Consider the following 22235-nt stretch of genomic DNA (forward strand, 5'->3'; position numbering starts at 1 on the left):
TTTTGGGCTTTTTTCTAAATTTTGTTTATTCATTTTTGGGAAATTCCCCTTAATTATTTTTTACAAATAGTAATATAAATAAATTTTAGTGTAAATTTTAATTTTTTATTATTTAATATATTGTTAAAAAATAATATATTATTATCCATACTTATGGAATTTACATTTATATTTATTATAATTTAAATTATAAAATTATAAAATTATAGAAATAAGTATTTATATAAAAAATTACTTTTAAAATAATTTAAAGTTTTTATTAACATGAAAAATAACTCTAAAATATAATGAGTGAAATTTGTTCAAAGTAGAAAAAATATCTCCATAGAAATTTTTTAGTGTGGATCGTTGTTAGCATATATTTTGTTTAAAGTTTTGTTTCTAATTTGAAGAAAAGTTGAATATAAATTTTTTCTAAGGCTTTAGATAAAAGCTAAATGTTTAACCAATAAACAATATCGATGGAGTTTATAGAAAATTTTTTGCAGAAAGCTTATGTCTTATGTCAAAAAAGGGTAACTTTTGGTACCCTTTTTTGACATGTTTTTTATGGATACATTTTATTTATTATTTTGAGATGTGCGTTTTCTTACGAACATGAAATACGTAATACCTAAGAAAATAAACCAGAATAAACTGTATTTTAAGGCTGTTAGAGTGTCGGATTCTAATGTCAATAAATAGAGCATGAAAGCAAAGAAAATTAAAATAATCCCACACATAATCACACCTCCTGGCATTTTGTAGATGGATTTAGCGTGCAGATGAGGGTGATTGCGACGATAAACAATATAGCTAATCAAAATTACAGACCATACGAATAAAAATGCAATAGCTGAAATGCTCGTCACAATTGTAAAAGCACTAATAAGGGTTGGAGAGAGCGAGGCAATTATATAGACTATTAAAATACATAAGCAGGAAAAAAACAGAGCATTGGCTGGAACATGATATTTAGAAAGTTTTCCTAATATTGGAGGAGCACCTTTTTGTGTTGCAAGCCCGTATATCATACGGCTGGTAGAAAAAATACCGCTATTTGCTGAAGAGGCTGCTGAGGTGAGAACGACAAAATTTACCAAGCCAGCAGCTATCGGAATGCCTGCGAGTAAAAACATCGAGACAAAGGGGCTTTTATCTGGAATAATTTGATTCCAGGGTGTGACAGACATAATTACAGTGAGAGAAAAGACGTAAAAGAGGACAATACGGATTGGTATTGCATTAATTGCTTTGGGGAGAACTTTTTTAGGTTCTTTTACTTCAGCGGCGGTTGTTCCAGCAATTTCTATACCAACAAAAGAAAAAATGGCAATTTGAAAGCCAGCAAAAAAACCTGTAATTCCGCGTGGAAAAATATTTCCATCGTTCCATACGTGGTTGAGAGAAGCAACTGTACCATTTGGAGAGGTAAAGCCTGTAGCGATCATATAAAATCCAACAACGATTAAGGCTAAAATGGCTAAAACTTTGATAAGACCAAACCAGAATTCAAGTTCACCGAATAGTTTCACGGCAAAGAGATTAAAGCTTAAAAAGACACTAATACAAGCGAAAACGGTAAACCACGGATTGAGTGTTGGCCACCAAAAGTTCATATAAGTAATGACGGCAATAATATCAGCAGCTCCAGTTACAATCCAGCTTAACCAATAGCTCCAGCCAACAAAAAAAGCGATTCCTGGTCCTAGCATATCGGTTGAAAAATCTATAAGAGAGCGGTATTGCGAATTAGAAAGCAATAATTCTCCCATAGCGCGCATCACAAAGTATAGAGCAAAACCGATAATAGCATAAACGAGTATAATGGAAGGACCTGCTACACTAATTGTTTTTCCTGATCCCATGAAGAGACCTGTTCCAATAGCTCCACCAATGGCTATAAGTTGTACATGGCGGTTGTGCAATCCACGCTGCAACTTATCCTGAGAGTTATCTTTTAAGTTTTGTTTGTAGCTCATTTTTTTGGGGTTCCCTTTAATTATTCTGAGGTTAAATTATACTAAAAAAGACATTATTTTGTATCGAACCATGATATAAATGAGGTGTAAAGGAAAAAAACATTTTTTATGATTTCGTGTGGATAAAGAACAGAATATAGTTTTGGAAAAAGAAAATGTTTTTTTCGTAAATAATGTACCAGATATTTGAATAGGGAGTTTATTTGTTATTTTGATAACAAATAAATGGCTATTCTATATATAAGGGGGAAAATTATTTCAGAATGTTATTTGTTTTGCCATAATAAGGAAAGTTTGAATTCTTGATCAGATAGTACTGGAGAGTTGTCATTTTGGTTTAGGAATCAAAAGCCCTCAATGGTAGAAAATTTAAATGATTTCTAAAATCATTTTATTTGTTTTTATGATGCTAACATAAGTAAAAGGAGTTCTTTTTTTACAAAAGAAAAGAGGAATATTCTAGATTCTTTACTTCTAAAGTGGAGAATAAGAATTTCATTTGTATATTCATAACACTTGATTAAACGTTGTGATAAATTTATATTGTTTACATAAAGGTCCTTGAGACTATGATAAAAAAGGCAGCGTCATTCAGTTATCCAAAGAAAATGAAAAAAGAAAATAGCGATAAAACTCTTCCTGTTGCTATATTAATGCATACTTTTATTTTTTTCTTTTTTAAAGTGGTGCTTGCGAATAATATAAAAATGGTCATTAAAGTAAACCATGCAAAGATGTGGAAGGAATGGATCGTTACAAGTTCAAAGCCTTTTTTAATGCTACCGCCAGAAGCTAAGAGTTTTGGAAAGGCTGCTATGTAAAATATTGATACTTTGGGATTTAGTATTTGTGTTAAAAAAACGTCCATATAGCTGGTAAAAAGCTTTGTTTTACTGACAATGCTTTTTTCATTCGTTGATATTTTTTTCTTTTGAATTTAAGCTATGTATTCCAGATTTAATCGATTTAAAACCCATATATAATAAATAGCAGCTTCCCATGAGTTTTACTAAAAGGAAGAGCGTTTTGTTGTTGAGAATGAGTGCTGACACATCTAATATGGAAAATGCTCCATGCGCATATGTTGCTGTACACAACCCTAAAATGTTCGTAAATGCGTTCTTTTTTCCCAATCTCGTTGCATTATCGATGATAAGGGCCATGTTTGGTCCCGGTGAGATGACTAAAAAAAATGAAACAATGAAAAAGGTCAGTATTTGATGACTCATTTTACTTTTATCTCTGAAATTAATTGATCTTCAAGATAGAGTTCTATTCTGTCAAATTTAGAGAGTTTTCCTACGCCCTGTGGAGTGCCGGTGTATATGATATCACCACGTCTTAGCTGAATGTAGTGACTTAAAAATGAGATTATTTTCTCAAAGCTAAAGATCATATTTTTCGTATTGCCAACTTGTCTTGTTTCATTATTCAACTTCATTGTGAAGGTTATGGAGGCATTCATTTTTTCTTTTTTTATGAAGTCAGAGACGTACGCGGCTCCTTTAAAACCTTTAGACAAAAGCCAAGGAAGCTTTTTTTCTTTTAATTTTGTTTGCAAATCTCTCGCTGTTAGATCAAGACCTATTGCTACGGCATCATAACATTCCTTAGCTTCACTTTCATTGACCATAAAAGTGTCCTTTGAGATTCTGAGCACAATTTCAGTTTCAAAATGTATTTCTTTGGAAAAATCAGGAAGATCAATTTGGTTTCCTAACACAAGTGAACTATTTGGTTTGCTAAATATAACAGGTTCATCTTCAACAACATTGCCAAGTTCATGAGCATGTTCTACATAATTGCGCCCAACGCAGTAAATATTATTAATCATAGGAAATTACTAAATTTTTCATTTTCTTTTTGTATAGGCAAGATATAATTGTTGAAACAATATCTTTTCTCATATCGATGTGTGAGCTTTCTGAAAAATACGCATTGTGTGGATTAATGACCAATCTTGAGGATAACCAGCAAGCATTGTCTCTCCAAGCTTTAATAAGAGGATGGTCATTGGGTGTTTCCACAAGGAGAACATCAAGGAATGCGTGAAATTCAGGATTTTCTCTTAAATGCTTTTCTAAGCAATCAAAATCTCTGAGGATTTTCTCTCTTGCGGTGTTCACTAAGATAGCGTTTTTCTTCATTTTTTTAAGGAATTCTGAATTAATCATTCCTATTGTTTTGTTTGTAAGAGGACAGTGTAGTGATACCACATCAGATTTTTCTAGAAGGGTATTTATATTTTCTAAAAGTTTGAAGTTGAGTGATTTAGAAAGACCTTTATCAATGTATGGATCATAGACGGTCACCTTGAATCCAAAGGGCCTTAATCGTTCTAATGTTGTTTTTCCTATTTTACCTAGCCCAATCAATCCAATGGTTTTATGTTTTGGACGAAATGTTTTAAGATTGTTCTCTTGCCACGTTTTATCATATTTTTTTGCTAAATTATTATGTCTGGATACTTGCCTGCATCCTTTCAAAATCATTGTTCATGCAGTATCAGCTATTTCATCTATACAATAAGAAGGGTTGTTAGCAAATTCAACACCATGTTTTCTTAGCTCTTCGTAATCTACTTGGTCATAACCGATACCAAATCGTGCCGCTATTTTATATTTATGCAATTTCTTGGCTGTTTTCTCTGTTATTTTTGCATGTCAGATCAATAAGGCATCAATTTCTTTCAGAATTTCATCAGGAAAGTCGTCTTCATTTAAAGAGTTGAAGAAATAAAATTGAGCACCCAAGTCAGTCAGCGGTTTTTCAAATTCACTTATTTCAGTTATTCTATCGGTTATCACAATTTTCATTGTAGTTTTTCTCTATAATGATAACCATTAAATCCCTAAAACCTTTTTCTTTTCATATAAAGATCAATTGGTAAATAATCCCAGTTTTTTTTCAGACGTGCTAAATCGGTTATCTCATTTGCTTGATATTTATTTTTTCAGAAGGTGTGTGGAAAAATTTATTTTCTTTTAATTCGTCAACGATTTTATCTATGTTTATAAACATATACTCCACCTTTTTTCTGTATTAATGGATTTATATATTACTTTTAATAACTAAAAAAGTATATATCAAATAAAGTCATTTTTTATGGTTAAGCTATTATTTTTTATATTTCATGATTGTATTATCTTGTTTGAGAATATTCTAGCGGTAAAGATTTATAAAATAATCATGAAGATAGGTTGTTGAATTACGTTTTGATTGAAAAAGTAGCAGAAAATATTCGCCATTTTGAGGAAAAGAATGGCTCTTAACAAGAGCTTTCTAGCGAGAAAAACTTCGCTTTTGAAAGAAAAAAATAGCTAAATTTATTGGAAAAAACAAGAAAGAATTCCTTAAGAAATATCAAAAAATCTCAAACCTTATAGAAAATAGAGTACAGTTTAAAACTAGCATCATCAGTTGAGTGAAGTCACAACAATGGTGGAGATCTGAGTATTATTACGGGTGGTAATTTGATGTTTGAAAGAAGTTTACTTGATGTGAAAGTAACGGAGTCTTTTAATAAAAAAATGATAAATAATTTTGTACATTTTCTCTTTTAGAGCTCTTTTCTAATCATCAATGAAAACTTTTTTGTACTAAACACGCGTTGATAATGTAACTTTTGTATATTTATTATTTCATACTTAAAAAAATATAACAATACAATTGAGTCATCAATATTCTATTTTTTTATTTTTAATGATAAAAAAAGTCTTTTTGTTCACTTTATGAATAAAAAGAATTAGCTTCTTTCTGGTAATACAAGTGGAGAAATAAGGATTTTAGATATGTTTCGGCGTTCCATTTCGATAACTTTAAAGCGTAAACCATCAGTTTCAAAACTTTCTCCCTCATTCGGCAAATGACCAAACTGCCAAAGCATAAAGCCTGCAAGGGTCGTATAACGATCTGCTTCATCAACAAGATTACGCCCAAGATAGCCACTTAATCGACGGATATCAGCATATCCCTCTACAAGAAGACTGCCATTTTCAAGTTGTTCTGCGATCATGAGTTCTTCATCATCATCAGGAAAGTCACCGGCAATAGCTTCAAGAATATCGGTTGGTGTTGCAATCCCTTCAAAAGATCCATGTTCATCCACAATAATGGCAAGCTGAATTGACGAATGACGTAATTGCTCCATTAATCGTAAAACACTTGTGTTTTCATGAACAACGAGAGGTTCTCGCATCGCTTTTTTCCAATTAATCTTTTTTCCTTCAGCCAAATTTAAAAGAAGATCTTTTGTCAATGCAACGCCAACAAATTCATCTACTTTGTCACGTGCAAGAATTAAACGACTATGTTTAACTTTCTGCAATTCTTCACGCATTTCATTTTCATCAGCATTTAAATCTAACCATTCAATCTCATTACGCGGCGACATGATAGAGCGAACAGGGCGATCAGCTAAATCAAGAACGCCACGAATCATCTCTTTTTCTTCTGGCCTAAACAACTCAGAAGCTGCAGCTTGTTCAGCAATAACATCGACAGTCTCAGCAAGATGACTATCTTTGCTTCCTCCTCCTAAGAGCCTCAAAACAGCATCAGCTGTTCTACTGCGTAAATCATTTGTTGTAATCATCTTTTCACGATTACGGCGTCCAATTTGATTAAAAGCTTCGATGAGAACGGAAAAACCAATAGCAGTATATAAATACCCTTTTGGAATATGAAAACCAAATCCTTCAACAATGAGCGTAAAACCAATCATCATTAAAAATCCAAGACAAAGGATGACAATAGTGGGATGACGATTAATAAAACGCATAAGAGCGCCAGATCCGCACATCATTACTCCCATAGCCGCAATGACTGCGATATACATAACTGGTGCTTGCTCTTTTGCAATCATACCTGTTGCGGTAATAATACTATCGAGTGAGAAAATGGCATCCAGCACAACAACTTGAACAATGACTTGCCAAAAAACAGCATAAGAAATGCCTGTTTTCCTTTCATGTGATACCCCTTCTAACCTTTCATGTAATTCTAATGTTCCCTTTGCCAGCAAAAAGGCTCCACCACCGATTAAAATCAAACTATGCCAACTAAAGATAAAAGATGAAAATGAAAAAATTACTGTATCGAGTCTCATAATCCACCCAATAACAGTAAGAAGGAAAAGCCGCATAATTAATGCTAAAGTAAGACCTATGAAGCGTGCACGATCACGCAGATGCTGAGGCAATTTTTCAGCTAAAATTGCGATAAAAATAAGGTTATCTATTCCTAAAACAATTTCGAGAAAAACCAACGTGATCAAACCAAACCACGCATGGGGATCCGTGATCCATTCCATCATTTCTTACCTTTTAAAAACTTAAAAGCGCGTGATTGACAAAAAAAATTCATAGGCTTTTATTCGTGCATTGGATCATGAACATTGAATGTAAAAAAACTTACACACAAAGAAAAAAATAGTAAAATATTGCTTAAACACATATGATGATTGATAAAACAAAATGATGCCCCATTGCACTTATAATCACAAGAAGGCTCCTCTAAATTTTGTTCGGGCATTATGCTCGATAATCCTCCAAATATAGATTCTGTATAACAAGCAGGGCATTTATTTATAGAATTCCTTATAATGGGTTTATTTTTATATAAGATCAAGTGGCGAATGTCATATTTTTAACCTTATAGATAATGAGGCCATATAAAAAAACAACAAAATATCTAGACATCTATCCTTGTGAGCGTTATAGAAACACTCATTCTGATCTTTTGAGAAGTTTATGGGTGATTAGCTCAGTCGGTAGAGCAGCTGACTCTTAATCAGCGGGTCGTGGGTTCGATCCCCTCATCACCCACCATTTGGTTTTATACCATAAATAATGGATTAATTGCGTAAGTTTTTTTTAAGATACAAGATGCTCGATACAGTTGGGAGAGGACTCCCTATATGCCTTTGTTTGAGTGCAGATTGTTAATATAGCTTATCATCAGGTTTTGTATATTTTAACATGGGCTTTAAGATCAAGCCATTTTTAAAGGAAGTTTTCAAGGTTTTTTAATGCGTATCGTTTTTTAAATCGCAATGGGTGAGAGGAAATCTCTTATCAACAATTGTGTGATTTAAAGAGTTATAAAAATCAACAGTTTTCACTTCTTTTAATGTAAATTGACGAATTTTAATACAAATTGACTAAAAGTTTTTAGGATTTCTGACATATTGTTTTAAAATAGAAAAATTTTTTCTTTTCGGTGTGTCCGCAGCGTGGAAATTATCTTATAGTCCCTGCGCTTCACCAAAAAACTTCTAGAATAATCATCCGTATGCTAAGAGGTGGAATTAAGATAAAAAAGTGTTTCGGTGGCTATAACAGAAATAAAATCAGATCATTTTAACTGTTCAGTGATCGTACTGGATAAACAACAGAAAATAAGCTTTAATGAGGCTTCAAGTGTTAAATGACTAAACTGTTCAGTTATTCCCGTTAAAGCTTAACTGCTAAAAATATAAATATTAAGAAAGTTGCTTAAAGTCATTGGAGTATATTAATTTATTACGTTCATTTTGAATAAAAAAAACTTTAATATTTAGAGCTTTTTTTGTTTCAATACTTTTGATATTAAAAGAAAGTTTGTTAAAAAAAGCCGAAAGTGTTGAACAGATACTCAAACTAAAGGTGGATAGGGAATGAAATAATCTTTCTCATTCTTTTTAAAATATTGGCTATCCTTTTATGTTTGAAAAGCGTATCGTGATTTAGATGTTGGGGGTGCTTATATCATACTGTCTTTTTGAGGGGAAAGTGGAACGACGGATTAATGTCCGTGTTTGTTACACACGGCGTTCCTAAGAAAGCTCATGTTTTTGTTGTTGTTTATCAATCAACATCCAATCCCAAGACAGTTATTCCAAGATAGCTATATGTTTGAGACAAAAATTGAGACGGTTTAGTTCTTTTACGAGCTGTATCAGCTTTTGTATGACAAATGGCAGCAAGGGTATTACGTTTTTCTGTTGGTGTAATCTGCTAAAAATAGGGAGTTAGCTTAATTGAGGGAGAACATAAAGATGCATAGGTGAAAATTAGCTTTCATCTTTATCATCATCCTTTAATTCGACGTGACACGAACTTCAAAAGTCTTAGAGCAATGTTTTTAAAGAATGAAGTTGACGCAATAGGTATACAGATTCTTCCTGTATTTGGGGGATAATTGTTTAGAGGCACTCACTTTATTAAAAAAGGTTATTTAAGTGTTCTTGATCTATAGCGCTTTTTCTTTTTCAAATAAAAAAGTGAAGTTATTTTCAGATAAAGGTTTTTAAGTTTGAACATTTGTATTTTTTGCAAAAAGTTTTACAATCATGTGTTTTATCCAACAAAAAGTCGATTAAACTATGAAATAGAAGCTCCAATATTTAAGATTAAATGTTAATTGAAGGGTATAGAAACGATTGTTTTTCTATACGAATATATACTTTTAAAAGTTCTAGGAAAATTTTTTTAAGAAAAGGAGATCAATATTTCTATGCTTATTCGTAGAGTAAGATTCTTATAAAAGTGGCACTTCAAATCTCAATATAAAAAAGCGTAATACAAGTAATAATTGTATTTGTGCATAGATTCCATTAAACCGAGTATGATGACATAAAATTTAGTATGACGATACATTTATAGGTACAGAAAAAAGAGGCTAGTGATGGCCTTTTATTTATTCAGGCGGTGTTTTAGGAGAGCTTTTCCAATATTGTTGTCCTTCAAAAATGGCGACCACAAATAATGAGATAATAAGCGGTATGATCAAATAAAGTAATCTAAAGACAATAAGAGCTGCAATAACATCGGTTGGATTTACATTGGGCATGCCGGTTATGAAGAGAGCTTCAAGAACGCCTACTCCTCCTGCTGGAGCATTGGAAAGAAGCGTTAGCGTAAAAGATGCTAGGAAAACACCAAGAACAGAGATAAAATGAATGTCGGCATTGTGAGGGAGAACAGCATATATAATTCCCGCTGCTCCTAAAAGCTCTAAGGGGCTAATGAGGAGCTGTTGAATAACAATTTTTAGCCGTGGATAGGAAAGCTGGATTTTCTTGCCCAAACGTAAGGGGTTCAATTGAAGCCAGCTGCCAAACGTATAAAGTGCTATACAACTGAGTAAAACTACCCCAATCGTTGTTCCTAGCCATTTAGGCAGCTCTTCATGAATGAGGGTGATAATTTCAGGTTGAAAAACCAAAACGATTCCTGAAAGTAAAACTGTACCAATGACAAAAGTAAAAGAACAAAAACCTACTAATATTGCGATTTCTGTTCCATTTAATCCTTTCATTTTATAGGCACGATAGCGCACGACGGCACCAGAAAAAACTGAAGCGCCGATATTGTGTGAAAGAGCATAGGTTGTAAATGAACATATAGCGATAAAAATCCAAGAAATTTTATGACCTAGATGTTGTAAGGCAATGCGATCATATCCAGCAAGAGCAGCATACGCGAGGAGAGAACATAAACAGGCTAATAACCAGTGCTGTGCATCTAAGCTGCTCAAGCGTTCCAATACATCTTCAAACGAAATGGTAGAAAGCTTAATATAAAGAATCCGAATAGATATCAGCATTGCGAAGATACCAATTAAGGGCCATATAAATTGCTTTATTTTCACGCTTTTTTATCCATTTTATGTTTTCTGTAAATTTTTATGATCGAGCATATTCTTTACAGATCTCTGTTCCGCTATATACGCTATAATGCCATGGGCAATTTCTTCATCATCCGTTACTACAACATCAGCACCTAAATCAATGAGATAAGCAGTTTCTGTATCAGATAATGCATGCGCGATTATCTGGATATCCTTCTTCTTATCACGTATATTTACTATACATTCACCGACTTCAATGGTGTTTCGCATTGTAATAACAACTTTGTGTGCATTATTTATATTCGCTGCATTCATTATCTCTTGTTGAATGATATTGCCGCAAATAACCTCAAAGCCATCTGCAAGCGCTTTATCAGAGAGGCGTTTTGATTCTTCTACGATGACAATGGGTTTATCTTTGTTTATTAAAGATAATGCAATACATTTACCGATACGACCATAGCCAATAATTACAATATGGTTATTTTTTAAGGTGATCGGTAAAAAATCTTGATCAGGATCCTGTGGATCAAGATCAATAATTGTTTGGGTATTTTGTAAAGATGCAGAATTCTTTTCTAGATGTTTTTTAATTTTATTACAGGCAGTAAAAATAAGAGGATTGAGCAAAATAGAAAAAATAGCTCCTCCAAGAATTAAATCATGGGCATCATTGTTTAAAAGCCCTAAACTTAAACTTAACCCTGCAAGGATAAAGGAAAATTCTCCGATTTGAGCAAGGCTTGCCGAAATAGTTAAAGCCGTGGCATTAGAGTAGCGGAAAGCTTTAACGATGAAAAAGGTAACAGCAGATTTTCCCAGGACGATAATGAATACGGTTGCTAAGAGAGGAAAAAAGTGAGTCAAGAGTTTCTCTGGATCAAATAACATGCCTACAGAAACAAAAAAGAGAACAGAAAAGGCATCGCGTAGGGGTAAAGATTCTTCAGCGGCACGATGACTTAATTCTGATTCGCTCATGACCATACCGGCAAAAAAAGCACCAAGAGAAAGAGAAACACCAAATAAATGAGCAGCTCCGAAAGCTACACCTAAGGCAATAGCAAAAACACTAAGACGAAATAATTCACGTGATCCAGATTGTGCACTTATTTTTAGAAGCCATGGGATAACGCGTCGACCAATGATGAGCATAAGGGCGATAAATAAAATTACTTTTAAGATGGTGAGACCAAAAATACCCCAAATACTTAAATCCAACCATTGTACAAGAGGATCTAATGCTTCTTTTTTTGTATTGCTGAGAGCACTGGCCAAGGAAGGGATGAGGACAAGTATAAGGACCATTGCTAGGTCTTCAATAATCAACCACCCAACAGCAATGCGTCCTTTTTCCGTTTCAATAAGATGACGCTCTTGCAAAGCACGAAGCAAGATCACAGTACTTGCTATGGATAAAGCAAGACCGAAAATCAAACTACCGCTAAAGCCCCATCCCATAATCAGCCCAAGGCAGAAGCCTAGAAAAGTAGAAAATGCCATTTGTGCAAGAGCAGCAGGGACAGCAATCGCTTTGACAGATAAAAGGTCTTTTAATGAAAAGTGTAGCCCAACACCAAACATGAGCAAAATAATACCAATTTCAGCAAGTTGACTAATAATACCGGAATCTATTTTAAATCCGCCTGTATTGGGTCCCACAATAACACCAGCTAACAAATAGCCTACAAGGGGTGAAATACGCAAACGGCTAGCAATCATTCCCAAGAGAAATGCTAAACATAAGCCTGCAACAATTGTTGTAATAAGTGGTGTGTCGTGGAGCATGGGTTATTTACTATTCTTGATCAAAAGGAGAATGAATAAAAATGACGATATATCTATGAGAAGAGAAACGGGATGTATCATATGCATTAAAGGACATTTTCATTTCACTTGAGTATTTGCACGATTATTTCGTTCACGCCACCAATTTCCTAGCAAGAGTAAGATAGGAGCAGCAATGAAGATAGAGGATGATGTTGCAATAATAATCCCAAAGACCATCGGCAAGGCAAAATTATGAACAGCGCTTCCACCCCATATCGCCATGGGAAGCATAGCGAGAATGGTTGTGGCTGATGTAAAAAAACAACGAATAAGAACTTGATTAATTGACAGATCAATCAGTTCGCGCAACGGCATTTTTTTATAAAGACGCATATTTTCGCGCATCCTATCATAGACGACAACTTTGTCATTTATAGAATATCCAACAATTGTTAAAAGCGCAGCGATAGCCGTTAAATTAAAATCAAATTGAAATAAAGCAAAAAAGCCAATCATTTTGGTGGTGTCTAGAATAAGTGTGATAATGGCTCCAATGGCAAAGAACCACTCAAAGCGTAACCATATATAAAGTGACATGGCAATAGCCGCAAGAATAACAGCCGTAAAAGCAGCGGTAGCAAGCTCGCTTGAAATTTTGGGGCCAACAACTTCTATTTGATCAAATGTGGTATCCGGATAGATGGCTTGTATAGCGGTTTTGACCTTATCAATGGCAATAGTTTGTTGGGCTTCGTCCCCATTTTGTTTCTGCATGCGAATTAATACCGTGTTTGCGTTATCAACATTTTGCAGGGTAATTTCACCAATATGAAGAGTAGAAAGCTTGGAACGCAAAGTTGCTAGGTCTGCTGGTGCTTTCGTGGTAATACTCATTTGGCTGCCGCCAATGAAATCAATTCCGAAATTTAAGCCAGGCTTAAAAAAGAGAAAAACTGAAGCAATTGATAAAACAATAGAGGTGCCAATACCTATAAAGCGTGCCTTCATAAAGTGGAAAGTTGTATGTTGTGGGATAAGGTTGAAAGTAGAGTGAATATGCAAGTTTTTAATTTTCCATTTACGAACGATCCAAATCATCATGATGCGTACAATGGTAATATTTGTAAACATGGAGATGATAATACCAAGCAACATTGTTACGGCAAAACCACGAACAGGACCGGTGCCAAACCAAAAGAGTAAAGTAGTCGCTATAATGGCCGTAACGTTTGCATCAACAATGGTGGCAAAAGCTTGTTTAAATCCACGATCTAGGGCCGCAAAAGCGCCCACACCTTTTCGATTTTCTTCACGGATACGTTCATTGATGAGAATATTGGCATCAACTGCAATACCGATGCCTAAGATAATACCAGCAATACCAGGAAGGGTAAGCGTAGCACCGAGCAGACTTAGGGCAGCAAATGTTAAAATCGTGTGGAGGGCGAGTGCTATATTCGCAATGAGCCCCCAAATGCGGTAGAGAAGAAAAATAAAAACTGAAACGAGAATAAAGCCGATTATACCGGTGTAAAGGCCCATTTGGATAGCATCAGCGCCAAGATTTGGACCGACAATTCTTTCTTCAATGACCGTGAGTGGTGCGGGAAGGGAACCAGCTCGCAGAAGGGCAGCTAGAGTTGAGGCTTCTTTGGGCTCAAAGTTTCCTGTAATTTGACCTTGCCCATTGGGAATGACACTGTTGATGGTAGGGGCAGTTAAAACCTTATTATCAAGAACGATGGCAAAAGGACGATTAATGTTTTGTCGTGTGATATCAGCAAATATTTTTGCTCCAGCGGAATCTAGAGTAAATGAAATAATAGAACGTCCAGGCATTTGCGGGTCAAAACCGGCACGGGCATCTTTAAGGACATTGCCATCTAAAGCAATTTGATCATAAATTGCATAATGTTGTGTCTCATCGGTATATCCAGGAAGGATTGAAACACCTATAGGCGGGTTATTGATGTCTACATTGGAAGGAACAAGATGAAAACTCATCTTAGCAGTTGTTCCTAAAAGGTCACGCAGTTGTTTTGGGTCTTGTAAACCGGGCAATTGGACCATAATACGATCAGTTCCAACCTTTTGGATGGCGGGTTCTGAAACACCAACTTGATCTATACGGCGACGGATGATTTCTAAACTTTGTTCAATAGCATTGCTGATACGGTCTTTTATACCCGCTTGCGTTAATGTGATACGAAATGTTTCATTTTGAGCGGTGATTGTGATGTTATGTTCTGTAACGCCAAAGCTACCATGTATGGGGGTTATTAATGTGTTTAAAGCAGAGAGTGCTTTTTCAGTTTGTTTTGGATCAGAAATAATGACAACAATGCTATCTTCAATGATACGAACACTCGAGGAACGGATTTGTTTTTCACGCAGGGTATTACGCACATTGTTTAAAATGATGTGCAATTGATCGCGCTTTAATGTTTTGCTATCAACCTCGAGCAAGAGAGAAGAGCCTCCTTGAAGGTCAAGGCCAAGTGCTACACGGGTATCGGGTAAGAACTTTAAGTTTTTAACCTGTTCTTGTGAAAATAAATTGGGCAAAGCAATGTAAATGCTGCTTAATAGGATAAAACAATAAAGGGTAGTCAACCAACCTGGTGTACGCATGATATATTCCGTTAATAGGCAATCTAACAGTGATTCAAATTTAAAAGCAAAAATAAAATAGGATGATCGTTTTACAATTCAAGTAAAAAGAAAAATGCGTTCATTGGGCGGAGCACGCTTATTGGAAAAATATTGTGTTTGAAAGTTATGAAATTGTGTGTCAATAACTGGAATATTTATTAAAAAAAGACCCAATGTTAGGATTTGTTGAAGGGCCTTCATAAAAATGGATTCTGTATAGAGTGTGATCAGTTTTCTGCTGTCAGTTACAGGAACACTCAATTGATAACGTTGATTTTGTAAATTAAATCTATAACTTTGGAAATCGAATCTATTCGTTTTAATGATAGTATTCGTGTGTGATTGTTTGATTAAATAAGCACGTGCTCCTAGATTGCTTGTTAAGAATACACTCAAGCTGGATAGAAAAATCCAAGTTGTCAAAGGAAAAAAATTTTCTTTTTTGCAATAGAGGTGCAAAAAAAGCATGCTAAAGTGCCCTCTTTAATCTTATTGAGTTTATAGCTTATTCTTTTCTTTTTTATCAGTATTATAAAATAAGTGAAAGCCTTTATAAGATTATTCTACAAAAGTTGAAAATGTCTTTCTTATACCATATTTTAAAAGAGGGAGTGTAAAATCCTTTTTGTATGTATAAGGTATATATGTATTCATTTTGTAGAAAAAATATTCACAAACTTTTCTTTCTTTTGGGGATGATCGTTGTTTTTAATTCTGGTGCATGGGGAAATAGGGGGGCACAAAATACAATTGTAGAACAAACAATTGTTCCTTATTCAGTGGATGAAATCATTCAACAACAACGGCTTATTCTTAAGACGCTTGAAGAAAATACTGAAACTTTAAAAAGAGATTTTGACAGAAAATTAGAAAATGAGCGGGCTTTGGAAGAACTGCGATTACGGGCTCAAGATATTCGTCAACGTACCATAGAAGAAGCATTTGCTTTGCGTTCTCCTCTTAATGAGATTAATACCCTTCTTGATCAATTAGCCGAGCTCCAACATGACGTAAAAAAACTGAAAAGCTCTGGGAAAGAATATGCTTATTGGATAGAGAAAAAAGCTGAAATTAATAATATAATGCTTCAGTTTGAAGCAATTTTTTTGGCGACAAATAGAATAGCTGAACTTTCTATTTCTCAATCTCGTGAGCTTTTTAAACGTACACTTACCTATAGGCTTGAGTTTTCGATATCGATGGTAAAACATCTTGCCCAAAAAACAAAAGAAGCTTTATCAGATTTTCTTTTGTTGCTCGATTCTTGGTGGAACTTTATCATTTATTTCAAATTGTTACAACTATTCCTTTCCTTTTTGATTCCACTTTTTATTACTTTGGGTCTTGCGTATGTTTCTCATAAAGTTCTTATCCATGTGCAGGGCCACTTTACAAAGTTTAACGAGGAAATATCTTATTTACAGCGCTTATTGATTGCCTTTATTTCAGTTCTCTTACCTTCGCTTGTATGTATTCTTTGCGTTTATCTTGTGCTGTTTTCGTTTCGTCTTTTTAACTTAGATCCAGGTAAGCTTACAACCGTTTTTGATATGATCGGTTGTCAAATTATTTTAGTCTTCTTAATCAACCGTTTAGCAGTTGTTCTTTTATCATCTAATAGGCCCTATGTGCGTCTTTTCAATATTGCACCGTCGTCTGCTTTTCAATTGGTGATTTTACTCACTTTTTTAGGGGGCGTTTTGGCTTTTGATGCTATTCTTGATAGTATTTATCAAATCATTTCAGCGCCTTTATCTTTGACAATTGCTAAAAGTTTTATTGCTGTTTTTCTTGTGGCCATATTGCTGTTTATAATAGCATTTGTACCTTTGCGGTTTAAATGTGGGAATTTTCAAGGAGAAAAAAAAGAGCCACATTTTTGGCCATTTTATATCCGCCTTCCTCTTATTGGCTTGGGATTATTGCTCTTTGTGTTGAATTTTTTAGGCTATGTTGGTCTTGCACGTTTTATTATACAGCAGATGATGATTGGTGGAGCATTTTTAGTTCTCATGTATTTAGGAATACAAAGTGCTCAAGCACTTGGAACTAAAGGCCAATTTATGAAAACAATGGTTGGTCATCTTTTGATGCAGAGGTTTCATTTAGAAGAAAAAATGATGAACCAATTGGGAGTTGTTGTAAGCGTTTTTCTTAATTTGTTTGTTGTTATATTTTGTACAATGCCAATTGCTGTACAGTTTGGATTTTCTTATTCTGATTTGAAAGCAGTGCTCTGGCAATTGGTGACCGGTTTTCAGATTGGAAATATGACTATTTCTTTAGTTTCTCTTGTAACAGGAGTTATTTCTTTTTGTGTTTGCTGGTTTCTTATTCGCCGATTTATTGGTTGGTTAGATCACGTGGTGTTGGTTCATGGAGAATTTGATTCTGGTATTCGTAATTCTATCAAAACGGTTATAAGTTATGGGGGCGTTGTTGTGTCTGTTTTGGCAGGATTGTCAATGGCAGGTTTGGATCTTAGAAATTTTGCTCTCATTGCTGGAGGACTTTCACTTGGTATAGGTTTTGGTTTACAAAATATTGTCCAAAACTTTGTTTCTGGACTTATTATTTTGGTTGGAAGACCCTTTAAAATAGGAGACTATATCGAATCTGGATCAGTTGCTGGTATTGTTAAGCGTATTAATGTGCGGGCAACGGAACTTGAAACCATTCAGCGTAAGACGATTATTATTCCCAATTCAAGCCTTATTAATAACAATGTTGGTAATTGGACACGACGTAGTAAAATAGGACGAATTGATATTCCAGTGACTGTATCATCTAAGGTTGCTCCAGAGCGGGTGGCTGAAATTTTATTAGAGATTGTTTCTACGACAGAAGGCGTTTTAAAAAATCCTATGCCGCAGGTGAGTTTTACTGCATTTAATCATAAAAGCCTTTCTTTTAATTTGGCTATTTATGTGCCTAATATTACTTCATCTTCTCATATAACTAATGCTCTTCGATTTGTTTTATATAAGCGTTTTTCTGAGGAAGGAATCTTAGAATGCTGAAATATAGTTATGCTTTGATGATAGTTATTCTGTTGAATAATTTTACCATAACAGCTTTTGCTGCAATAGTGAAAAATACTGATTTAAAAGTGCAGTCTATTACTGTTGTTGAAGGAAGTATACCTTCAAAAATTTCTTTAAATACGCATCAAACAATTAAAATTTGTATGAAGGGATGTTTTATAACTTTTCCTAATAAAGACCGGTTTGCAATAAAGGCAGATGATAATATAGAAATCAAGAGGGGAAGGGTAATTTTTAAATGACATTAGGACTTGGTTTCAAACAAAATTTAGAAAGATAATTAATAAACTTATACTTTAAAAATGGCAAAAAATTATGATTTTAGTGTAAGATAGGAATAACTTTTTATATATGTAAACTTATAATATGCATTTTTACCATAATAATATTTAGGAATTATTGATAGTGTTTTATGTTTTATAATACTATTTAATTAGTATTCGTTATTATAAAAAATAATTACATTACCTGTGTAGTTTTTCTCCTATAAAAAACATGAAATATCATAATTTAATGATTTTTATTGCGATTATTTTGCAATAAATAAAGATATTGTATTGTCTCATTTTTAATAAAAATAATAAATCTTTTTAGTCAATATTTATAATTTAAATTATCTATTATTATAATAAGTTAATAATTTATTTGATAAAATTCAATTTTGATGTAATGATATATTTATACAGTAATATATTTAAATATAAATATAAAGGAGTACATGCAATTTTTGTGTATAAAATTTTATAAAAATTTGTTTTTCTAAATGTAATTTTTGATTATATTTGAATTTAGCAGTGGAGTATAATTTTATGAATACAAAATTTATAACAGCATCCGTTTTTTCTTTGGTTTCATCTTCTATCGTACAGGCTGCAGATGTGATAATTCCTGAAGAACCGGTATATGTTGCTTCAGCAGTTGTTGCTTCTTCACCTTTTTCGTGGGCAGGTTTTTATTTTGGAGGTCAAATTGGTGGTTTTTCGAGTAAAACTTCTGCAATAACGCCTGATGTTGATATTCCTCTCTATCCAGATGAGGAGAGTAAAAGGAAACCATGGATACCAGTGCAAAAAAACTATATGCCTGAACTTTCTGGGTTCGTAGGTGGTTTATATGCGGGTGTTAATTTTGATCTCGGTAATAATTTTATTATGGGGATTGATACGGATATTCTTTTAACGGAAAAAAAGAATACAAAAACTTTCAGTCGTTCTGAAGAGTCTAGTGCCAGTGGAACTGGTACTGAAGAACCTAGGGCTAGTGTATCTGATTCTGAGAATATAGAAAATAAAAATGGCGATGTTATGGCACGCCAATTTCATAAAGGGTCTGCTTTAAGAAATCAAAGAGATGCACAAAAAAGTAGTTTAACTTTTAATCATACTTTAACACAAAAATGGACAGGTGCTACACGGGCGCGTGTAGGGTTATCTGCTCATCGTGTGATGCCTTATATTGCTGGGGGCATCGCTTATGGACAATTTCAAGATGTTTTGTCGACAGTCATTACAGGAGATGAGCCCTTTAATAGGACATCGGATGTTACAAAAATGATGATGGGTTATACTGTTGGTGGTGGTGTTGACTTTGCAATGACAGATAATTTTATTGTACGGGCGGAATATCGTTACTCAGACTTTGGTAAAAAGAAATTTAAAGACGAGATTGAAGTTGAGTATAAGACAAATGATTTTCGTGCAGGAATAGCTTACAAATTTTAGTTTTTGTGGGAATAAAGTAGCTTAGTTGTTTAAGAGGTCCTATCGTTGGTAGGGCCTTTATTTTTTTAATTTTATGCATTCTCAATGCTTCCGTTATGGTAAAAAAAGGTTTTGATTTTGAGTGACTATGAGCCGGTAAGGAAGCGTTACTCAGATCCTTAAATTATTAAAAATGAAAATTCTTTAGTTTATAAGCTATGGGCGAATCTTTGTTCACAAAGAAGAAATGATTCGTCTTTATATATCATTACAGCTATCATTTGATGATACCATTATAGAGCTAAAAAAGTAAACAATAGCTTTTTGATCTAAAAGAAGCTCTTTGAGCTAAATTTAGAAAATAAAGCGGAAACCACATGCTGTGGTGCGGACGGCGGGACTTGAACCCGCAAGGTCTTCGACCGGCAGATTTTAAGTCTGCTATGTTTACCGTTTTCATCACGTCCGCAATGAGAGCTTTCTCATAAGCTATATCTTTTATTGAATCAAGAATTAATGACAAAAGAAAAAAAAATCATTCTTTTTTAGTGAAATTTTGACTGACAATGGTTTTCTTTATCGTTAGAAAAAGCTTTTATAATATAAACAATGCATGAAATGATGAGGCGTATGAGTCAATTTATTCAAGACGTTACAAAAGCTATGGAGGGATTGCATCACGTGTTTGCTGAAACACCACTGCAAAGAAATGATTTTCTTAGTCAAAAGTATGATGCAGAAATTTATTTGAAGCGTGAGGATTTAACGCCGGTGCGGTCTTATAAGATTCGTGGTGCTTTCAATTTTGTTTCAGAAATGCTTAGCAGTATATCGTCTGATTCTGCATTCGTTTGCGCTTCAGCGGGGAATCACGCGCAAGGGGTCTCATTTGTTTGTCGTTATTTTAAACGTAATGGCGTGATTTTTATGCCTATGACAACGCCACAACAGAAAATTGAGAAGACACGTATTTTTGGTAAAGAGTTTATTGATATTCGTTTGGTTGGTGAAACGTTTGATCAATGTTATGAAGCTGCGCAATCCTTTGTCGTGGAGAGCAGGGGGATAATGGCTCCACCTTTTGATGATATTCGCATTATTACAGGGCAGGCAACAGTGCTTTGCGAAGCGGTTTTGCAATGGAAAAAACTTAATGGAGAAAGTGAACCGGATTTAATGATTGTGCCGGTAGGGGGAGGGGGCTTAGCAAGTGGAGTGAGCAAGTTTTTACGTGAATATGGTTGGAAAACAAAGATGCTTTTTGTTGAGCCGCAAAGAGCGGCGAGTTTGCTGGCTTGTTTGGAGAGTGGAAAACGCGTTAAACTGGAAAATATTGATACATTTGTCGATGGTGCTGCTGTGGCTGAAATTGGTGCATTAAATTATACAATCTTAAAGCAGTTTTCCCCTGATTGTGTCGTTACTGTTCCTGAAAATCGCGTTTGTTCGACGATGGTTGAAATGCTTAATGTGGAAGGTGTGGTTCTTGAGCCGGCTGGTGCTTTATCGATTGATGCGCTTAACAGTATTCATCCTCAAGAGTTAAAGGGCAAAAAAATTCTTCTTGTGATTTCAGGGGGTAACTTTGATTTTGAACGTTTGCCAGAGATTAAAGAGCGTTCTTTACGTTTCCAAGGCTTGAGAAAATATTTTATTTTTAGTTTTCCGCAACATCCTGGGGCATTGCGTCATTTTCTTTCTACATTATCACCAGATGATGATATTGTACGTTTTGAATATCTAAAAAAATCGGCGAGAAACTTCGGTTCTGTATTGGTCGCAATTGAAACAAAAAAATACGATAACTTTTGTCTTTTAGAGAAAAAATTTCAAGCGTTAGGTTGGCGTTATCGTGATATTACTGATGATCAAACATTATTTGATTTTGTTATTTGAAAAATTAAAATTTTACTAAAACAAGAAGTATAACAATGAAACCTATTTTTTATTTTGTGGTGAGTCTTTTTTTCTTTTTGATTGCTCATCAACAGAGTTTGGCATCTCAGCCAATGACAATGCAAAAAGATGAACTTTTAAGAGTGGTTACTGATGTCAATAATGCTATAAAAAGTGGAAATTTTACACTTATTTCTCGGTATATGCCTGAGCGGCTTTATAAGGAGATGGCACGTCGATTGAATACAACACAGAGTGCTTTACGTGAGAATTTTCTTCAACAGTTGAAACGGCAATTTGAGGGCTTGCCTTCTGATTCTTATCGTTTAGATAAAGAAAATATAGAATATTTACAAACTGATAATGGCACGGTGTATGCTTTAATTCCAACGGTTCTTGAGATGAAGGATCGCATCATTCAATATAAAACATTGGCGATTTTTGATAAAACGCAATGGTATTTAATTTATGGTGGTCAAAAAACTTTACAAAATCCAGTTTTTCTCGAGATTTATCCCGATTTTATCAAGGTACATTTACCGATAGAAACAATCACTAAAAAATAAACGATTTAAACTATTGTTTTTTGGTTGCGATAAATG

General features: G+C 34.2%; 17 protein-coding genes and 2 tRNA genes. 6 read left to right on the top strand and 13 right to left on the bottom strand.

Annotated elements, in window-relative coordinates:
* Window positions 1-560 precede the first annotated feature (560 nt).
* From MCY_RS06150 to MCY_RS06175, 8 genes are all read right to left on the bottom strand, one after another.
* Window positions 561-1961 (bottom strand): amino acid permease, encoded by a 1401-nt coding sequence (locus MCY_RS06150; protein WP_007347511.1) that lies wholly within the window; start codon window positions 1959-1961, stop codon window positions 561-563.
* 595 nt (window positions 1962-2556) lie between these two features.
* Entirely contained in the window at window positions 2557-2829 is a 273-nt protein-coding gene (locus tag MCY_RS10060; protein ID WP_244832538.1) for a hypothetical protein, read from the bottom strand.
* Window positions 2830-2869: 40 nt separating this feature from the next.
* Complete coding sequence (locus MCY_RS10065) at window positions 2870-3190, bottom strand: LysE family translocator (RefSeq protein ID WP_342341422.1); 321 nt, start codon at window positions 3188-3190, stop codon at window positions 2870-2872.
* Complete coding sequence (locus tag MCY_RS06165; protein ID WP_007347514.1) at window positions 3187-3795, bottom strand: fumarylacetoacetate hydrolase family protein; 609 nt, start codon at window positions 3793-3795, stop codon at window positions 3187-3189. The genes MCY_RS10065 and MCY_RS06165 overlap by 4 nt, the downstream gene beginning before the upstream one ends.
* Window positions 3788-4453, bottom strand: a complete 666-nt coding sequence (locus tag MCY_RS06170) for an NAD(P)-dependent oxidoreductase (protein ID WP_007347515.1) — start codon at window positions 4451-4453, stop codon at window positions 3788-3790. Before MCY_RS06170 ends, MCY_RS06165 begins: the two co-directional genes overlap by 8 nt.
* A 3-nt stretch (window positions 4454-4456) precedes the next feature.
* On the bottom strand, window positions 4457-4615 hold the full coding sequence (locus MCY_RS10340) for a hypothetical protein (protein WP_081587464.1): 159 nt from the start codon (window positions 4613-4615) through the stop codon (window positions 4457-4459).
* 9 nt (window positions 4616-4624) lie between these two features.
* Window positions 4625-4777: a hypothetical protein gene (locus tag MCY_RS09645; protein ID WP_007347516.1), complete on the bottom strand. Its 153-nt coding sequence runs from the start codon at window positions 4775-4777 to the stop codon at window positions 4625-4627.
* A gap of 929 nt (window positions 4778-5706) precedes the next feature.
* Window positions 5707-7275, bottom strand: a complete 1569-nt coding sequence (locus MCY_RS06175; RefSeq protein WP_040296506.1) for a TerC family protein — start codon at window positions 7273-7275, stop codon at window positions 5707-5709.
* 438 nt (window positions 7276-7713) lie between these two features.
* On the opposite strand from MCY_RS06175, the gene MCY_RS06180 reads away from it, so the two are divergent.
* A tRNA-Lys gene (locus MCY_RS06180) sits at window positions 7714-7789 on the top strand.
* A 1849-nt stretch (window positions 7790-9638) separates the two neighbouring features.
* On the opposite strand, the gene MCY_RS06185 is transcribed toward MCY_RS06180, so the two are convergent.
* The 4 genes from MCY_RS06185 to MCY_RS06200 form a co-directional block, all read right to left on the bottom strand.
* A complete protein-coding gene (locus MCY_RS06185) occupies window positions 9639-10592 on the bottom strand; it encodes a lysylphosphatidylglycerol synthase transmembrane domain-containing protein (RefSeq protein WP_007347518.1) in 954 nt (317 codons plus the stop codon).
* Between the two features lie 15 nt (window positions 10593-10607).
* Complete coding sequence (locus MCY_RS06190) at window positions 10608-12359, bottom strand: cation:proton antiporter domain-containing protein (protein WP_007347519.1); 1752 nt, start codon at window positions 12357-12359, stop codon at window positions 10608-10610.
* A gap of 99 nt (window positions 12360-12458) precedes the next feature.
* On the bottom strand, window positions 12459-14972 hold the full coding sequence (gene secD, locus MCY_RS06195) for a protein translocase subunit SecD (RefSeq protein WP_007347520.1): 2514 nt from the start codon (window positions 14970-14972) through the stop codon (window positions 12459-12461).
* A 78-nt stretch (window positions 14973-15050) separates the two neighbouring features.
* Window positions 15051-15461, bottom strand: coding sequence for a hypothetical protein (locus tag MCY_RS06200; protein WP_007347521.1), 411 nt, complete (start codon window positions 15459-15461; stop codon window positions 15051-15053).
* 176 nt (window positions 15462-15637) lie between these two features.
* Here MCY_RS06200 and MCY_RS06205 point away from each other — a divergent pair, with 176 nt between their 5' ends.
* The 3 genes from MCY_RS06205 (at window position 15638) to MCY_RS06215 (ending at window position 19758) form a co-directional block, all read left to right on the top strand.
* Window positions 15638-18013 carry a mechanosensitive ion channel domain-containing protein gene (locus tag MCY_RS06205; protein WP_007347522.1) on the top strand — a complete coding sequence of 792 codons (2376 nt, stop codon included), beginning with the start codon at window positions 15638-15640 and terminating at the stop codon, window positions 18011-18013.
* On the top strand, window positions 18007-18279 hold the full coding sequence (locus MCY_RS06210) for a hypothetical protein (protein WP_007347523.1): 273 nt from the start codon (window positions 18007-18009) through the stop codon (window positions 18277-18279). The genes MCY_RS06205 and MCY_RS06210 overlap by 7 nt, the downstream gene beginning before the upstream one ends.
* 567 nt (window positions 18280-18846) lie before the next feature.
* The gene (locus MCY_RS06215) at window positions 18847-19758 is read left to right on the top strand and encodes an outer membrane protein (RefSeq protein ID WP_007347524.1); all 912 of its coding nucleotides are present in this window, start codon (window positions 18847-18849) and stop codon (window positions 19756-19758) included.
* 362 nt (window positions 19759-20120) lie between these two features.
* Here the strand turns inward: MCY_RS06215 and MCY_RS06220 are convergent.
* A tRNA-Leu gene (locus MCY_RS06220) sits at window positions 20121-20206 on the bottom strand.
* 161 nt (window positions 20207-20367) lie between these two features.
* Here MCY_RS06220 and ilvA point away from each other — a divergent pair.
* Window positions 20368-21633, top strand: a complete 1266-nt coding sequence (gene ilvA / locus MCY_RS06225; RefSeq protein WP_425277836.1) for a threonine ammonia-lyase IlvA — start codon at window positions 20368-20370, stop codon at window positions 21631-21633.
* Window positions 21634-21668: 35 nt separating this feature from the next.
* Window positions 21669-22199: a hypothetical protein gene (locus MCY_RS06230; protein ID WP_007347526.1), complete on the top strand. Its 531-nt coding sequence runs from the start codon at window positions 21669-21671 to the stop codon at window positions 22197-22199.
* The last annotated feature ends 36 nt before the right edge of the window (window positions 22200-22235 follow it).

This window comes from Bartonella rattimassiliensis 15908 (assembly GCF_000278215.1).
Taxonomy (GTDB): Bacteria; Pseudomonadota; Alphaproteobacteria; order Rhizobiales; family Rhizobiaceae; genus Bartonella; species Bartonella rattimassiliensis.

Excerpts from the sequence above, each read along its gene's own strand:
- MCY_RS06210 (WP_007347523.1), top strand. The coding sequence starts at position 18,007 with ATGCTGAAATATAGTTATGCTTTGATGATAGTTATTCTGTTGAATAAT.
- MCY_RS06170 (WP_007347515.1), bottom strand. The coding sequence starts at position 4,453 with ATGATTTTGAAAGGATGCAGGCAAGTATCCAGACATAATAATTTAGCA.
- ilvA (WP_425277836.1), top strand. The coding sequence starts at position 20,368 with ATGAGTCAATTTATTCAAGACGTTACAAAAGCTATGGAGGGATTGCAT.
- MCY_RS10065 (WP_342341422.1), bottom strand. The coding sequence starts at position 3,190 with ATGAGTCATCAAATACTGACCTTTTTCATTGTTTCATTTTTTTTAGTC.
- MCY_RS06200 (WP_007347521.1), bottom strand. The coding sequence starts at position 15,461 with ATGCTTTTTTTGCACCTCTATTGCAAAAAAGAAAATTTTTTTCCTTTG.
- MCY_RS06190 (WP_007347519.1), bottom strand. The coding sequence starts at position 12,359 with ATGCTCCACGACACACCACTTATTACAACAATTGTTGCAGGCTTATGT.
- MCY_RS06150 (WP_007347511.1), bottom strand. The coding sequence starts at position 1,961 with ATGAGCTACAAACAAAACTTAAAAGATAACTCTCAGGATAAGTTGCAG.
- MCY_RS06175 (WP_040296506.1), bottom strand. The coding sequence starts at position 7,275 with ATGATGGAATGGATCACGGATCCCCATGCGTGGTTTGGTTTGATCACG.
- secD (WP_007347520.1), bottom strand. The coding sequence starts at position 14,972 with ATGCGTACACCAGGTTGGTTGACTACCCTTTATTGTTTTATCCTATTA.
- MCY_RS06230 (WP_007347526.1), top strand. The coding sequence starts at position 21,669 with ATGAAACCTATTTTTTATTTTGTGGTGAGTCTTTTTTTCTTTTTGATT.
- MCY_RS06165 (WP_007347514.1), bottom strand. The coding sequence starts at position 3,795 with ATGATTAATAATATTTACTGCGTTGGGCGCAATTATGTAGAACATGCT.
- MCY_RS09645 (WP_007347516.1), bottom strand. The coding sequence starts at position 4,777 with ATGAAAATTGTGATAACCGATAGAATAACTGAAATAAGTGAATTTGAA.
- MCY_RS06205 (WP_007347522.1), top strand. The coding sequence starts at position 15,638 with ATGTATTCATTTTGTAGAAAAAATATTCACAAACTTTTCTTTCTTTTG.
- MCY_RS10060 (WP_244832538.1), bottom strand. The coding sequence starts at position 2,829 with ATGGACGTTTTTTTAACACAAATACTAAATCCCAAAGTATCAATATTT.
- MCY_RS06215 (WP_007347524.1), top strand. The coding sequence starts at position 18,847 with ATGAATACAAAATTTATAACAGCATCCGTTTTTTCTTTGGTTTCATCT.